Source organism: Streptomyces sp. NBC_01214 (assembly GCF_026340975.1).
Lineage (GTDB): Bacteria > Actinomycetota > Actinomycetes > Streptomycetales > Streptomycetaceae > Streptomyces.
This window is the reverse complement of the sequence record NZ_JAPEOS010000003.1, coordinates 855,351-870,337: the sequence shown is the minus strand read 5'-3', so window position 1 is coordinate 870,337 and position 14,987 is coordinate 855,351. Positions and strand designations below refer to the sequence as shown.

Sequence of the window (14,987 nt, the reverse complement as noted above, 5' to 3'; positions counted from 1 at the left end):
GGCTCCGATCCCGCGCGGCTCCGATCCCGCGCGGCTCCGATCGCACGCGGCTCCGATCCGGCCCGGTCCGGAACGCGGAGGCGCCGACGGCGCATTGCTCTCGGGGACGGACGGGGGCCCGGACCGGAGCGGTCTCCGGACCCCCGCCAAACGACGGCGCACGGGGGTGGGCTGCCGTCGGGGAACGTCTCCCCGGAGACCGGGAAGTCGTTTCCGTGCCCCATGCAACCGTCCCGGCACAGCGGCTGCAACGCCCTTTCAGGAAGCTGCCAAGCGAACCCTACGGCCGCGCATTGCCGACCGTTGCCGGCGATCCGGGTGGCGGAAGCAGGCCCAATTCGGTGGCCCGCACCCCAGCCTGGAATCGGGAATTGGCACCGAGCAGCTGCATGATCTCCGCGACGTAGCGACGGTAGGTCCGCACCGATACGGTGAGTTCGCGCGCCGCCACCTCGTCGGTGACCCCGACACGTAGGGAGCCGAGTATCTGGCGGGCGAGCACGGCCCGGTCGCGGCCGCCGAAGACGATGGGCCGCCCGGCCGGCGCCGCATGGCTCCACATGCCCTCGAAAAGGGTGCGGAGGTTGTGCAGCACCTCGGGTACCCGGAGGACCGAGGCCCGGCGCCCCGCCGCGGACTCTGCCACGACCAAGCCCTGGACACCGTCGACGATCAGCGCCTGGAGCGGGGGGATCCGGGCCACCCGGATGGCCACTGCCCGGTCCCTGCCACGTTGATTCCGTACGAATGACTCGTCGAGCAGTGTGGGTGTCGTCAGCAGCCGTACCGAGACCGATCGGGCCGCCTTGTGGATCAGTTGCCGCTGCAAGACGTTCCCGCGCTCGGACAGTTCCTCGGAATTCACGATCCGGGCATACACGATTTCAATACTGTGGCGGGCCTGGCCGATCAGTTGTTCCGCAGCATCGAGCAATTCACCGTAGCCACCATCGACGGCGGTGACCTGATGTTCCTGCTGGTTGCGACCGCGGTGAATCTCCATGGCCGACTCGATGAGCGCCCGCACTTCCAGCAGGGCATGCTCCAAGTCGTCCTCTGATTTTCGGAAAACGCCCATTGGTAATCTGGACACGTCTTACTACACCATCCCCCGATAGGTATTTACCACTGCGGTCCGCAAGCCGCTACGAACCGCCTCCGACTTGCTCCGCGAAGTCGCTGCTACGCCGAGAGCAGGCCCAGTTCCACCGCACGCGCGCCGGCCTGGAACCTGGAGTTCGCATCGAGTTCCCGCATGATTTCCGCTACATAGCGGCGGTACGTCCGCAGGGAAACATTGAGCTCATTGGCGGCGGCTTCGTCGCTGCTGCCCGAACCGAGCTGCTCAAGGATGTTCCGGGCCAGTTCCGTCCGCAGGCGCGGACGCATTTGTAGATGCTCGTCGAGGCTACGACCCCGGGCCCAGACGCCAGCGAAGAGCAGTCCCAGGGCGCGCGCGGCAGCGGCGTCGTCCACAACGGTGGCGGGCGCAGCTGCATTACCCGCCGCGCGCACGAGTGCCTCAGTGCTGTCGACGACCAGGATCTCGCGCAGTTCACTTTCCGAAACCCGAACTTCCACCCGAGTATTGGACATCTGGGCGTACCGGGCCAGGGCGGGATCCGACGACTCATCCGTACACAGCACTCGCACTGCCACACGGGATGGGATCGCGGGGAGTGATCTCATCACGGCGTCGGCGAACTCACCGGTGCCCGTTCGCGCCACGCTGACCGAGTACCGGGCACGACCGATGTGCCGCTCCAGGGCTTCGCCAAGCATCGCGACATCGGTACGCACCACTGCTGACGGCGCGACGGGGCGGCGCCTGTTCAGGGAGACGGTGGATTCGATCAGTTCGCGGGCCTGTAACAGCGCCCGCTCCAGGTGTTCAGCATGATCATCATCCGCCCCCTCCGGTACCTTCTTCATTTCTTGTGGACCCCCGACCACAGTTGGCACTTGCGCTCCCTCGTCAATCCAGGCCGTACACGCTCCGGTCGAGACCTGCATCAGCCGTCCCACGACAACGTTCCGCTAAAACTTGACGGGCACACTCTTGACGTCAACAAGCGATGGCCCACCAGGGCCCAACCGACAGTAGTTTGCAACGATCGAGCCAGTCAACAAAACATTGACCCGCAAGACCGTCCCAAATTCAACAATTCGGCGCCGCCTGCATTGCCTTCCAGTTTAAACACCCCCTGTCAGCTAGCTGCACCACTCCCCGGAAGCAAGACTTCCCCTTATCACTTTCAATAACCAAACGAATCAAATTCATTACAGACCGTCACGGGAGTGGCCGGTAGTGGTCACCCGAGCCCCCGAAAGTGGCTGGTCCTCACCTGCCACGCCCAAGCGGCAAGACGTCACACGCCGCCCAGAAGGGCCCTCCAGCGCGAACAACGACCCCGATACCGGCGACACTTCGGTGCATTGCTGGCGAACTACCACCAAACCGCGCATTTCGGCCGATCTCGCACCGCTCGACGGTACGGACCCAGTGCGCCTACATTCTTTCAAGTCACCCGCGGGTGTTAAATTTCGCCAACCACCGCGCGACCATAAGCCGAGCACTGGCCGAAATACTCCCCGTCCGGCCTCTCATATTTCGCTCGGCCGGAAACCTCGTCCGAGTTGTGAAGATGAAGAGCACGGGCCGCCGGACATATTTCATCCAAACGTTCCCCAACTGACAGTGAGCTCTTTCAGAGTGGCCACTGGTCGAGTGACCCAGGCCGAGTCAGGATGAGGATCGCAACGCACAGGGCTCCCGCGCCGTTGAGGGAGGTGTTCGAAGTCTCAACCCATCGGCACAGGAGCCCTGTTGGTTCCCCATCCTGCCGCGCTCGACCTGCCTCATGCTCTGGTTCGAGTGGGTATCCATGCTCATCGTCACCCGTGAGGGTGACCGCCGCTGCAAGCTGCCGCCCCATCAGCGTGACCTTGTGGGCCTGGTCCACCTCCGCCGGCACGACACGCTCGCGCAGATCGCCGCCGGCTTCGGCATATCCGTCGGCACCGCCCACGCCTACGTGACGGCCGTCGTCCAGCACCTGTCCGGCCGGGCACCCGGCCTCCTGCGGGTCCTGCGCGAGGCCGATCCGGACTACGTCCTGCTCGACGGGACGCTCGCCGAGTGCGACCGGGTCGGCGACAGCCGGGCCGGCTTCTCCCAGAAGCACCGCCGTCACGGAGTGAACGTGCAAGTCGTGGCCGATCCCGCGGGCGACCTGCTGTGGATCTCACCCGCACTGCCCGGCCGCACCCACGACCTGACCGCCGCCCGCACCCACCGCATCATCCGGATCTGCGAACGCCAGGGCGTCCCCGTCCTCGCCGACCGTGCCTACATCGGGGCCGGCCCCTGGGTGACCACACCGTTCATACGGCTCCCGAACCGGGACCTGACCACGACCCAGCAGACGATCAACCGGGCCCTGTCAGCGGCGCGGGCACCCGTCGAACGAAGCGTCGCGCAACTCAAGTCCTGGCGCATCTTCCGCAAAGCCCGCTGCAGCCCCAACCGCATGACGGCCATCGCCGCCGCCGTCCTCACTCTGGAGCGTCAACGCTGAAAATCCCCACTGGGTCGACCTCGACGGATTCACCGCTCCCACGCCGCAACCAGATCATGAGAAGTGCCCCCGACCGTTCTTCGGTTCCGGGGGCACTTCCGTTCACGGCCACGGGGCCTCACGACCAGACAAGTCGCCCTTCGGCAACGGAACAGACCGGATAGTCCCCCGCGCCGATCCTCGTCAGCATCTCCGCCACGGAGTCGAAGTAGTGGGCCAGTGACGGGTACTGGCCGGTGGTCGTGGGCTCACCCACGAACCATCTGCCGATACGTCCGTCCGTCACATCGATGAACCGCCCCGTCCAGGCATCCTGATCCGACAGGAACGGGATCCACTCATCGCGCCATTCGTCCCCACCGGACAAGGGGTGGTTGGCGTGGAGCTTCTCCATCGCCCGGATGCCCAGAAAGAAGCTCGCCTCGTCCGGGAACCCGGCGTAACCGCAGCAGGCGACGTCGTCGTCCACATCGTCCTCGGGGAGATCCAGGTTGTTCTGCAGCAGCCACACGCGCAGGTCCTGAGGCAATGAGAGACTCATGCGCTCCTCGGCGGCCGCGAGCATCCGCTCCGGGGCCGGGCCGGGCAGGTCCGCGTGATCGGCCGGAGCATACTCCCGGAGGAGATTCATTACGCGGGACCAGCTCTCCACCACACTCATTCCCCGCTGCCTCTCTGCACGGATTCGCTATCCCACCAAACGGGCTCACCTACTGTAGTTCGAACACCTCTTTCAACGGCGCGGGAGCCCTGTGCGTTGCGGTCCTCAACCTGACTCGACCCGAGTCACCCGATCAGTGGCCACTCTGAAAAGGCTCAGTAACTCCCGCTGCTCAGGCCTGGGGACGCTCGCCGTTCCCCGGTTCCCCGTCGGGGTCGAGGGAGGGGCCCGCGCTGGCCGCGGGCCCCGCGAACGGTGGCCCCGGGAGATCGGGTTGAAAGCGGCCAGGAGGTGGGCGCCGCTCGTGCCGACGAGCATGCCGGCCACGATCTCCATCTGGGAGGCCTGGACGCCCACGGTGGTTCCGTTGTCGCCGAGGGTGGCGTCGGGGTGGAACTGGCCCATGGTGATCAACGCCCAACAGCCCCGGGCGAGCATCGTGCCGCCGCCGAGCCAGGTCAGGGCGACCAGGAGCCAGTCGGGGGGCGCGACGGGGGACGCGGTGGACGGAAGGGGGAGGCCGATCGCGGCGGCCGCCCGGGCGCCGTGGACGGCGGTGACGGCCGCCGCCAGCCGTGGGTGAAGTCAAGCGCGATGAGCAGGGCTACCCCGGCCGTCCCCAGCGTCGCCAGGTTCGCCACGAACAGGGTTGAACGCTGGGCCATTTCGCGGTCCATGATGCCGAGGCCGCCGCCGCAGACCCAGATGACCTTGAAGAGCCGATACGGCAGCGTGGCGACGACGGCACCGTACCTGAGCACCGTTCACGCCTTCTCGGTCTTCGGACCGGCCGTGGGAGTGACGTCCGGGTGTTCCGCCGCCGCCGAGCGCCATGGATGCGTCGACCGCAGTCGCCGTCATCTGAGGCTCCTGCTGCGTCACTTGTCTCATGACGTCGATCGTCGAAGGACGGTGCGGTCGGAGACTTCCAGCCGGAGAATGAGGTCGGCCTCCCCCATGCGGTGGAGGCCGGTGACCGACTCGATGGTGCAGAGCCTCGTGGCCATCGGCAGTGCGCGAGGAGCCTGACTTCCGCATCGAGGCCCACGACTCGGCGGCGGGTACGAGCCCGACGCGCCGGTACGCGTTGCCCCAGGCGTACGACGCCTCCACCTGGGCTTGGGTGCTGATGCGGGCCGGCCCGCACCGGCACGAGCTGGCGCACCGTTCTCCGTGACGGCCCCCGCACGCACACCAGGTCGGCCGGAGGGCCACACTACGTCGGTGCTGATCAGACGCGAAACCCCCGCCGACCTGGCCGCTGTCCGTGCGGTGACCATCGCCTCCTCCTACAAACCGCACGAGGAGGAACCTGTGGAGGTGATGCTGCGGGACGCACTGCAAAAGGGTGAAAGCTGGATCCCAGCACTCTCGCTGGTGGCCGAGGACGAAGACGGCGCGGTCATCGGCCACGCTCTGTGCACCTGGGGCCGAATCGGTACCGCCCGAGTCCCCAACCTCAGCCTGCTCGGTGTTCACTGCGACCATCGCCGCCGCGGCTTCGGAACGGCCCTGGTCCACGCCGCTCTCGCTGCGGCGGACGCCCTCGACGCCCCGATGGTCGTTGTCCTCGGCGACCCCGACTTCTACGGGCGGTTCGGCTTCCGCCCGAGCACTGACTTCGGCATCGTCGGCGAGGATCCGGCCTGGGAGCACCTGTTCCAGATCCGCACCCTGGCCGCCTACGACCCTTCCGTGCAAGGCGAGTTCATCTACCCCGAACCCTTCGGCAGCATCTGACGCCAACGCTGCTGACGCGATGCGCCACAACGGCGACTGCATCCTTTGGCCTACTGTGATTTCGGTCCTGTGGAGGACGATCTCGTGGCGCCGCCGCGAGAGGGTTGATCCGTGCGAACAACCATCGGATACACCATCGAAAGCATCGGCTACGTCGTAGGAGCCCAGGGGCTCATCAGCTTCGCTTCGCAGACCTTCTTCGGCACGGAGTGGGGCTGGATGCACAAGGTCGTCGACCTTCCGTCCACCGCTTACCTCGGCGTCGTCGTCGTGGGGCTGGCGCTCATCGTCGGCGGGATGAAGACGCGGAAGGCGCCCGAGCGCCAGGAGGCCATCTGACCGCCCTGGCCTCCGGGTACGGGTTCCTGGTACGGGTTCCGGACCCCGTTCGGAGGCCATGGTCCGCTGGTGCGGCGACACGCTCGCGGCCCGCAGATCCAGCGGTGGGCGCCGGCTCATGCGGATCTCGTCGACCGGGCGGACCGGGGCCCGGGGCCCCCGGGGCTGGACGCCGCAACGCGGTGGGCAACGGGCTTGCCGTCCCGGCGCTCGCGGACCGCGTCCAGCAGGAGCGGCGTGCGGACGTGGAGGGCCGGGACGGAAGGATGAGCGCTGGCCTGTGATCGCGGGGCGCGGAGGTACGGGCGGGCACGCGGCCGGGGGGCGTCGGGGCTGACCCCCACCGCAGTAGTGCCGGGCAGGCCGAACCCGGTGGGCCCTCGGCCCTGGCCGCACCGCGCACGGCGCCGTCCCTGTTGCCCCCTGGCTCAGGGGGTGAGGCGGTTCGGGCCGCGGAACAGGAACGAGGCCTCGCGGATGGAGTCCAGGCCGAGCATGACCATCAGGATCCGGCCCAGGCCAGCGCCGAGGCCGCCGTGGGGCGGGCAGCCGAAGCGGAAGATGTTCATGTAGTCCTGCATCGGCTCGGTGTCCATGCCCTTCTCCTCGGCCTGCTTGAGCAGCACGTCGGAGCGGTGCTCACGCTGGGCCCCGGTAGTGATCTCCAGGCCCTTCCAGAGCAGGTCGAAGCTGAGCGTCAGGTCCGGCCGGTCCGCCGGACGCATGTGGTAGAAGGGCCGGATGCTGGCCGGGTAGTGCGTGACGAACACGAACTCGTGGCCCGTGAGCTCCTTCATGTGGGCGCCGATGGCCCGTTCGCCCTCCGGGTCCAGGTCCTCCTTGACGCCCTCGGGGTCCCAGCCGCCGGCCCGCAGGATCTCCTGCGCCTCGGCCATCGTGATCCTGGGGAACGGAGCCTCCGGCACCACGACCTCGATGCCGAAGACCTCCCGGATCGCCTCGCCGTGGACCTCGGCGACCTTCGCGATGGCGTGGGCGAGCATCCGCTCCTCGAAGACCATCACGTCCTCGACGTCGTCGATCCACGACAGCTCGACGTCCACGCCGGTGAACTCGGTCGCATGCCGCGAGGTGTACGACGGCTCGGCCCGGAAGACGGGACCGATCTCAAAGACCCGGTCGATGCCGGCGGCCACGGCCATCTGCTTGTAGAACTGCGGCGACTGCGCGAGATAGGCCGAGCGGTCGAAGTATCCGAGCTTGAACACCTCCGCGCCGGACTCCGAGGCGGTGCCCATCAGCTTCGGCGTGTGCATCTCCGTGCAGCCGTGTCGCACGGCGTACTCGCGCAGCCCCTGCTCCAGGGTCGTCTGCACGGCGAACACCAGTTGCGCGGCGGCGCGCTTGCGCACGTCGAGGAACCGCCAGTCGAGCCGGTGCTCGGGGCCGGTGCGCTCGTCGATCGGCAGGGGCGTCTCCGCCCGGTTCAGCACCTCGACCGACTCGGGGACGAGCTCCAGGCCACCCAGCTTGACCTGGGGCGTCGCTACGACACGGCCGGTGATCCGGACGGCGGACTCGGGGGTGAGCGACTCGATGACGGCTTCGAGCGGGCCGCCGTCGCGCTTGTGGGTCACCTGGACCATGCCGGAGTGGTCCCGCAGGATGACGAACTGCATCGTGCGCTGCAGCCGAAGTGCGTTCACCCAGCCGGAGACGGTCACGGTCTGGTCGACGTGTGCGCGTAGGTCGGAAACCAGTACGCGGCTGGTCGTGTGGATCATCTCAGCCCTCCAGGGGCGTCGTCATGATCCCTTGGAAGCGTGGGCGAGAAGGGTACTCGCGGTGCCACCACGCCTTTGCCACCGCCAGAAAGCGGCGGCCTCGTTCAGCCCGATGACGGGGGCGAACCGGCGGGGCATTGGGCCCGGGGGCCTTTCCTCCCCGCGCTCGGGAGGGTCTTCACCATGGGGCACGAGTCCGCCTTCACAGCTACCGGCGGCTCTCTCTGCTCGCGTGATCCCTGGCTACTCGTCTCCGTCGACGCGTTGAGATGAGGATAGGTACACGGTCAGGTTCGGCACAACGGAAATGATCCGGACACGCTTCTCGCACCAGCCACGGCAGCGAAGCCAGCACGAGGCCCCTCCCCCACCCCTGTTCTCAGGTCGCCTCCGCCGTGAGCTCATCGCCGATGCCGTGAGCGGCGGCCGGCGCGTGAGCCACGCCGGATGCGGAGCCGACGCTGCCGCACGCGCGAGGACCTGCAACGCGGTGTCCTCGAACACGGGCTGCGGGCCGAAGACCGCGCCGTCGAGGACCGTGTCGCCCGGCCTGGTCTCCTCCACGAGGCACAACCTCGCGCGGACCATGTGGTCGGCCATACCGAACATCAGGCCGTGGCCGAAGCGGCCGTCGGCATCAGCCCGCTGCGGGGCCGGGCGCGTGCTCGGGAGACGTAGCCCAGTACCCCCTGGCAGGACGTCGAACCCGTCGACCACTGGCGCCGCTTCCTCGAACGGCCCGGGGCCTGTCGGCCTGTCTGCGGCACCTGTTCTGAGCGGATGTCGGAGGTCCCTGCGAAGATCACGGCCATGGAGCTCCCCACCGCCCTCGCCGGGCTCGACGCCCACCCCTGGGCCACCGTCCACCACGCCTACGGCCCCGCCGAGGACCTGCCCGGGTTGTTGCGCACCTTCGCCGAGGGCGGTGAGGACGCCGAGGAGGCACTGCACGAGCTGTACGGCTCGATCGTGCACCAGGGCACCGTGTACGCGGCCAGCGTCGACGCCGCCCCGTACCTCGCCCGAATCGCCGCCTCCGGCCGGCAGGTCGCAGACGCGCTCCGGCTGCTCGGCTGCCTCGCCGAGAGCGAGGACGAGTACGACGTCGAGCCGGGCGCCGTCCGGGCCGCCGTAACCGCCCAGCTGCCGCTGCTCATATCGCTGCTGGCCGATGAGGACCCCGCCGTCCGGCAGGTGGCCGGCTGGACGGTCGGCCACACCCGGGACACCTGCACCGCCCTGCCCGCCGTCCGGTCCCGCCTGGCCACCGAGACCGAGCCCGCCGTCCGGGCCGAACTCCTCACCGCGTACCGCCGGTTGGACCCCGCGGGCGCCGTCGCCGAGGCCCGCGCCCTGCTCGGCCCGGACACGCCCGCGCCGCTGCGCCTGGCCGCCGTGTTCGCCGCGTTGGACGCCGGGGAGCCGTGGCTCGCCGCGCACCGCGACGCCGTCCTCGGGCTGTTGCCCGCGCGCGAGACGGCCGGGTCCGGCTACGCGGACGAGCACCGGGAGCCGCTGCGCACCATCGTCGGGATCCTGCTGGGGCGGAACACCGACGCCGACCGCGAGAGTGCCCTCGCGCTGCTCGACGCCGCACTGCGTGACGAGCGCCCCGAAGTGCGGGCCGAGGCTCTCTGGGCGGCCGACCGCGCCTGCACCCTGTCCCGCAGCGCCCCGCAGCGACTGGTCCCCGCGATCGCCCCGCTCGCCGCCGACTGGGCGGCCGCCCAGCTGCTGGGCAAGATCGGCCCGGCCGCCGCCGAGGCCGCTCCGGTCCTCGCCGAACTCGCCGCGCAGCCGGACGACGAGGCGGCCGACCAGGCCCTCGCCGCACTCGTCCTGGTGGCGCCGCGGGCCGCCGCCCCGCTGCTGGCCCGGTCCCTCGACCGGCGCCCGCGCGCCATGCAGTGCGCCCCCGGGTCCCACGCCGCGGCCGATGCCCCCTTCCCGTTCGACCCGGAACTGTTCGCCGCGGTCCGCGCTCGCCTGGCCGCCAAGGCGCTGGAGCGTCCCGAGGGGTGCGGGGACTGCGGTTGCTCGACGACCGAGGACCACAACGACAGCGCCGGGCTGGTCCACCTGCTGCGGCAATGGGGCCCGCAGGCCGTCGAGGCGCTGCCCGAACTGTGCGCCGTCCTGCCCCGCTTCCCGTACGCCGCCACCGCAATCGCCGCCGTCGCCGCCGGCACCGGGCCGGAGCAGCGCGAGCTGGCCGCCACCGCCCTGCGGGCCGGCGCCCGGAAGCTGTTCGTGGCGCAGGCACTGCACGAGCTGACCGGCGAGACCGGGCCGCTGTTCGCCGCCGCCGAGGCGGCGCTCGCCGCCGGTGCGCGCGGTGGCGTCGAGGGCGCCCGCGCCTTGGCCGACCTCGGCCCGGCGGCCGCCCACCTCACCCCGGCCCTGCGGACGGCACTCGGCCGCACCACCGACCGCGACACCACGCCGGAGGTGGACACGGACCTCGCCCTGGCGCTCGCCCTGTGGCGGATCGCCGGTGAGGCGGCCGAGGTCGTCCCGGTGCTGGCCTCGGTGTTCGACAGGAGCGAGGGCCGGCAGTGGTTCCACTGGACGGCCGCCCGCGCCGCTCGCGAGATCGCCGTGCTCGGCCCGGCCGGGCGCCCGCTGACCGCCCGGCTCCAAGCTCTCCTCGACGACCCGGCCCAAGCACCGTCGGCCGTCCTCGGGCTGCTCGCCGTCGCCGATCCCGCGGACCTCGACCGCACCCGGCTCGCCGAGGCGGCGCTGCGCTCGGCCGAGACCCGCGCCGACCTCAAGGGCGCCTGCGACGCCCTGCTGGCGCTCGGCGCCGCCGCCCTGACGCCGGAGCAGCACGACCGGCTGGCCGCGCTCGCCACCGGGGACCGCCGCTTGGTCGTCTCCGGGTCCGACCACGCGATGATCCGCGAGGACGAACAGCTGCGCGCCGCGCTGGCGTCTGTTCTCTGAACTACGTGCTTCTTCGGGAGCCGCTCCGCGTTAGTGAGGACGTCGGCCAGCTGACGGCTGGCTCACGCTTGGCCCGCCGGTGTGCGGCATCTGGACGTAGCCTTCGGCCGACATGGGCAGCGCGTCGATGCAAGCCGTCGAACAGGCGTTGACCAGCAAGGGCAGGACGTCAGCGCCCGACGTCCATAGGGAGATCCAGACCTGGCGGAGGTTCACGCCCTGGATGTGCTGGTCGCAGACGCTGCACGTGCGGATCGCTGCGGCACCCCATACGCCAGGGTCGAGGTCTTCGAGGTCAACCCCTTGGAGCCCGGTCGCCGCCGCGGCCGACAGCGCCGGGAACGGGGGCCGTCGCTTGAAATTGCCGTAGACGGCACGGGTGCTCACCGTGCTGCGCCGCAGGTCGAGGCACCGGGTGATCTCGTAAGGGAACCAGTGCAAACGGTGGGAGGTGTACGGGGTGAACTCCTCAAGGCTCTTCATCGCGCCGATCTCAGGCGGGATGCGCACCAGGTTGCTGCCGTACAGCACGAGGTGTTTCACCGAGGTGAGTTTGGAGATGGTCGGCGGGAGCGTGATGACCTGGCGCCGCTGTTCCGCCGTGAGCTCCACCAGCGGCTTGAAGACTTCCCGTCCGTCGGCTGCCGCCTCCTCCACCAGCTCGAGGAGGCGGATCCATCCTGGTGCGGTGGTGTCCTGACGTTCCGGATGGAAAACGGTCGGTAGCTGCGTCCCGGTGCCGTGTTCGATGCACCCGCAGAAATCGCGAGGTGAACCCTGGCCGCTGGGCCCGACGGCGTCAGCCCAGCGGTTCGAGAACACCTGCGGATTCAATTCCTCACTCATCGGCTCACAGTAGACGTCACAGCTGAGGAGACGTGAGTGCAATATCGGGCATCGCAGTCATCTAGAACTTCGGGCAAAACATCCCGTTGCTCCCGCCTGGACGTCAGTCCGTTTCCACCGAGTCCTGAAATGCACGTTCAACGCGGCCTGTCACGCATCTGGCCCTATTGGCCTCATGCGCGGGGCGGCAGGACTTCGGTGATCTCGGCGATGCCGGCGACGGGTCGGGCTTCGTGCATGAAGATCACGTCACCGGGCTTCAGATGGCGCCACTGCTCGGGCCGCAGGGGAGCCAGGCGAACGTCGGCTGTCTCCCCGGGGCCGAGCTGCTGCTCGTACTCCACCCATAGAGCTCGTAACACGATCTTGATGAGATGTCCTGGTCAGCCGTGACCGGTGTGACGATTCAGCCGTTCGTGGTGGTGTGAGTACTCGGCCGTGGATCGTGGACGACGACTTGTGGGCACTGATCGAGCCGCTGCTGCCGCCCTGGCCGACGAGGTCACCAGGGCCGCGGCCGGTAGCTGACCGGTTGTGTCTGCAAGGCATCCTGTACGTGCTCTGCAACGACATCGCCTGGCAACTCCTACCACCTGAGCTGGGATTCGGGTCCGGGCAGACCTGCTGGCGGCGCCTGGAGCGGTGGCAGCAGGCCGGGGTCTTCGACCAGCTGCATCGGATCCTGCTCGCCGAGTTGAATGCGGCCGGCCGGCTCGACTGGTCCAGGGCCTGCGTGGACGGCTCCCACATCCGTGCGAAAAAGGGGGAGCCGACACCGGTCCGTCGCCGGTCGACCGGCGGAAGACAGGCAGCAAACACCACCTGATCTGCGACGGACGCGGCACTCCGCTCAAAGTCATCACGACTGCGGCGAACGTCAATGACGTCACCCAGACTCTCGCCCTGGTCGACGGCATCCCACCGGTGGCGGGCCGCCCCGGCCGGCCCCGCCGACGTCCCGATGCTCTGCTCGGGGACAAGGGCTACGACTCCAACGCCAACCGTGATGAGCTGCGTAAACGCCGGATCCTGCCCGTCATCTCCCGCAAGGGATCCCCGAACATCAAGGGCATGGGCAAGCTCCGCTACGTCGTGGAACAGACCTTCGCCCTGCTCCACCAGTTCAAACGACTCGCCGTCCGGTGGGAACGGCGCACCGAGCTCCACGACGCGTTTGTCTCCCTCGCTTGCAGCCTCATCTGTTGGCGACGCCTCAACAAGCCCACCTCATGATCGTGTTACGAGCTCATAGCCTTGCGATGTTGAGCTCTCGTTCTCCGTCCGTGGTGCGATTGCCGATGTCCCACATCGGCCTGAGCCGCCCGTCCCCGGAAAATGCGGTGCGACGTCCGCCCTCCTGCGGATCCATCAAACTCAAGGTGGCCCGGACAGTGCCGTGCTGGACTTCCCAGCCCCGCCACTGACACCAACGGTGACTGCGGTCGAGCATCATCTGCCGAGCGGCTTCGGCGAGGAGCTCCCAGAAGTCCACGGACACGGGATGGACGTCCCCGATCTCTTCGAGAACGCCGAGCACCATCTCCCACTCTTGGCGCCTGACGTCCTCGCGAACGTCCCCGACCGTCCGGCCGTTCTCTGCGACGGCGTCCTCGGGCAGCAGATCGACGGCCTGCCGAAGGAGTGTGAACGCATCTTCCATGCCCTGCATTGTTCCTTGCCCCCAGACGCCCCGTTCGCGGGAGCCCCAGCAGGTGGCCCGTGGCCCGCCTTGACGGCCCGGCCCCACCGGTCGCGACGGCCCGTACGCCCTCCTACTGCGGTCCCACCAGCACGATGCTGCTCACCGCGTGCACCCGGCCGGCATTGACGGGGTCGCCCACGGTCACCCGCCACGTTCCCGGGCCGGGTAGGACCAGACGCGTCCCGTAGCGTCCGCTCCCGTGGTTGCGCAGGGTCTTGGGGCCGTAGGAGCGGCCCGTCTCGACGTCCTCGACGGTGGCGGACAGCAGCAGCCGGTCCTCGGCAGCCGTCACGCCCACGGGACACTCCGACCCCTCGGCGATCTCGGGCACGTCGACGGTCAACTCCTGGGCCCCGTCCAGGAACTCACGGGGGTCGCGCGAGGTGAGCAGCGCCTCCAGCTGATTGAGGAGCGCCCGTTCGTTCTGCAGGGCCCCGTGTTTCTGGGCGAAGAAGCGCACGGTGGAGTCGTCCGTGGACTGGGCGGGGAAACAGGAGAAGCGAGGGACCGTGCCGTCACCGAGGTGGTCGGTGCCGTCGACGTCCCGCAGGCCGGCGAGGGCGACGGCGTCGACCCGCGCCGACTGCAAGGTGGGCTGGCGGTAGCCGCCGAACACGTGCAGGTCGTAGCCGCCGGCAGCGACGCGGTCCAGCTCCTCGTGCAGGTGCAGTGCGTCGGCGGCCAGTGCCTCGTTCACGCCGGGCACGCGGACCGACCCGCCCAGGGGGACGCGTCGGCCCTCCGGGTCGACCAGGCACCGCCAGGTCGGCAGGAGCTGGTGCAGCGAGGGCATGGAGCGGGCCAGCCCGGTGAACGGGGCGGACAGGCGGCCCAGGCCCGGCGCCACACCCGTGTGCAGCGAGGTGAGCGCGTTCACCGAACCCCGGTAGGGGGTACCGATGGTGACGAGGCGTCGGGCATGACGGTTGCCGCCCAGCACATCCAGGTAGTAGCGGGCCACCAGGCCGCCCATCGAGTGGGCCACGAACACCGCCCGCGCGGCGGGGTCACCGGTGCGGAGGCGCCAAGCCGCCAGGGCAGCCTCCACCCGGGCGGCGAGCCGGCGCGCGTTCAGCCGGACCGAGAGCCGCCAGTCGTACGGGAAGGGCAGGAGGTTGCCGTTCCGCTCGGACACGCCCAACCGCTTGTCCAGGAAGGCCAGGAGGGGGCCGTATCCGTCGATCGCGGAGACCCCCGGCAACACGTGCAACCCCTTGATCAGGCCGACGGCCTCGACGCCATCCCCGGGGTCGGCGTCCCCGATGTCGCTCGGCAGCGCCAGGTTCCGTAACTCTCCCAGCCTGCCCAGCGCATGCCTTCCGGCCACCGCGAGCGTGTGGTTCCAGACCTCACGCCCGTCCCGGGCCAGGACGCTGCCCATGATGCCGGGTAGGACCACCACCAGATCCGCGACCGGAATTCCCGGCACG

Annotated in this window: 13 protein-coding genes and 1 pseudogene; 6 read left to right on the top strand and 8 right to left on the bottom strand. The window is 69.3% G+C overall.

The features are described 5' to 3' along the window. Positions 1 to 280: 280 nt before the first annotated feature. Entirely contained in the window at positions 281 to 1,048 is a 768-nt protein-coding gene (locus tag OG594_RS40280) for a TrmB family transcriptional regulator sugar-binding domain-containing protein (protein WP_266607339.1), read from the bottom strand. A gap of 134 nt (positions 1,049 to 1,182) precedes the next feature. Continuing rightward, positions 1,183 to 1,932 (bottom strand): DNA-binding response regulator, encoded by a 750-nt coding sequence (locus tag OG594_RS40275; protein ID WP_266607338.1) that lies wholly within the window; start codon positions 1,930 to 1,932, stop codon positions 1,183 to 1,185. An 895-nt stretch (positions 1,933 to 2,827) separates the two neighbouring features. Here OG594_RS40275 and OG594_RS40270 point away from each other — a divergent pair. Continuing rightward, positions 2,828 to 3,578, top strand: a pseudogene (locus OG594_RS40270) (transposase family protein). A gap of 118 nt (positions 3,579 to 3,696) precedes the next feature. Here OG594_RS40270 and OG594_RS40265 read toward each other — a convergent pair. Then, positions 3,697 to 4,239: an SMI1/KNR4 family protein gene (locus OG594_RS40265; RefSeq protein WP_266607337.1), complete on the bottom strand. Its 543-nt coding sequence runs from the start codon at positions 4,237 to 4,239 to the stop codon at positions 3,697 to 3,699. Positions 4,240 to 5,251: 1,012 nt separating this feature from the next. On the opposite strand from OG594_RS40265, the gene OG594_RS40260 reads away from it, so the two are divergent. The 3 genes from OG594_RS40260 (at position 5,252) to OG594_RS40250 (ending at position 6,318) form a co-directional block, all read left to right on the top strand. Next, positions 5,252 to 5,416, top strand: coding sequence for a hypothetical protein (locus OG594_RS40260; protein WP_266607336.1), 165 nt, complete (start codon positions 5,252 to 5,254; stop codon positions 5,414 to 5,416). 47 nt (positions 5,417 to 5,463) lie between these two features. Continuing rightward, entirely contained in the window at positions 5,464 to 5,979 is a 516-nt protein-coding gene (locus tag OG594_RS40255; protein ID WP_266607335.1) for a GNAT family N-acetyltransferase, read from the top strand. Positions 5,980 to 6,090: 111 nt separating this feature from the next. Next, positions 6,091 to 6,318, top strand: a complete 228-nt coding sequence (locus OG594_RS40250) for a hypothetical protein (RefSeq protein WP_266607334.1) — start codon at positions 6,091 to 6,093, stop codon at positions 6,316 to 6,318. Between the two features lie 428 nt (positions 6,319 to 6,746). Here the strand turns inward: OG594_RS40250 and aspS are convergent, their stop codons facing one another. Then, a complete protein-coding gene (gene aspS, locus OG594_RS40245) occupies positions 6,747 to 8,063 on the bottom strand; it encodes an aspartate--tRNA(Asn) ligase (protein WP_266607333.1) in 1,317 nt (438 codons plus the stop codon). 780 nt (positions 8,064 to 8,843) lie between these two features. Here aspS and OG594_RS40240 point away from each other — a divergent pair. Next, positions 8,844 to 11,009 (top strand): HEAT repeat domain-containing protein, encoded by a 2,166-nt coding sequence (locus tag OG594_RS40240; RefSeq protein WP_266607332.1) that lies wholly within the window; start codon positions 8,844 to 8,846, stop codon positions 11,007 to 11,009. Between the two features lie 30 nt (positions 11,010 to 11,039). Here the strand turns inward: OG594_RS40240 and OG594_RS40235 are convergent, their stop codons facing one another. Beyond that, positions 11,040 to 11,855: a leucine-rich repeat domain-containing protein gene (locus OG594_RS40235; RefSeq protein WP_266607331.1), complete on the bottom strand. Its 816-nt coding sequence runs from the start codon at positions 11,853 to 11,855 to the stop codon at positions 11,040 to 11,042. Positions 11,856 to 12,028: 173 nt separating this feature from the next. Then, positions 12,029 to 12,217, bottom strand: coding sequence for a hypothetical protein (locus tag OG594_RS40230; RefSeq protein ID WP_266607330.1), 189 nt, complete (start codon positions 12,215 to 12,217; stop codon positions 12,029 to 12,031). A 62-nt stretch (positions 12,218 to 12,279) separates the two neighbouring features. Between OG594_RS40230 and OG594_RS40225 the strand changes: the two genes are divergently transcribed. After that, positions 12,280 to 13,088 (top strand): IS5 family transposase gene (locus OG594_RS40225; RefSeq protein WP_266607329.1). Its coding sequence is split into 2 segments (ribosomal slippage): positions 12,280 to 12,597 and positions 12,600 to 13,088, totalling 807 coding nucleotides; the frame shifts between segments, so codons are not numbered across the junction. A 13-nt stretch (positions 13,089 to 13,101) separates the two neighbouring features. On the opposite strand, the gene OG594_RS40220 is transcribed toward OG594_RS40225, so the two are convergent. Both OG594_RS40220 and OG594_RS40215 read right to left on the bottom strand, forming a co-directional pair. Continuing rightward, complete coding sequence (locus OG594_RS40220; RefSeq protein ID WP_266607328.1) at positions 13,102 to 13,515, bottom strand: hypothetical protein; 414 nt, start codon at positions 13,513 to 13,515, stop codon at positions 13,102 to 13,104. Positions 13,516 to 13,627: 112 nt separating this feature from the next. After that, the gene (locus OG594_RS40215; RefSeq protein ID WP_266607327.1) at positions 13,628 to 14,986 is read right to left on the bottom strand and encodes a hypothetical protein; all 1,359 of its coding nucleotides are present in this window, start codon (positions 14,984 to 14,986) and stop codon (positions 13,628 to 13,630) included. Position 14,987 lies beyond the last annotated feature (1 nt).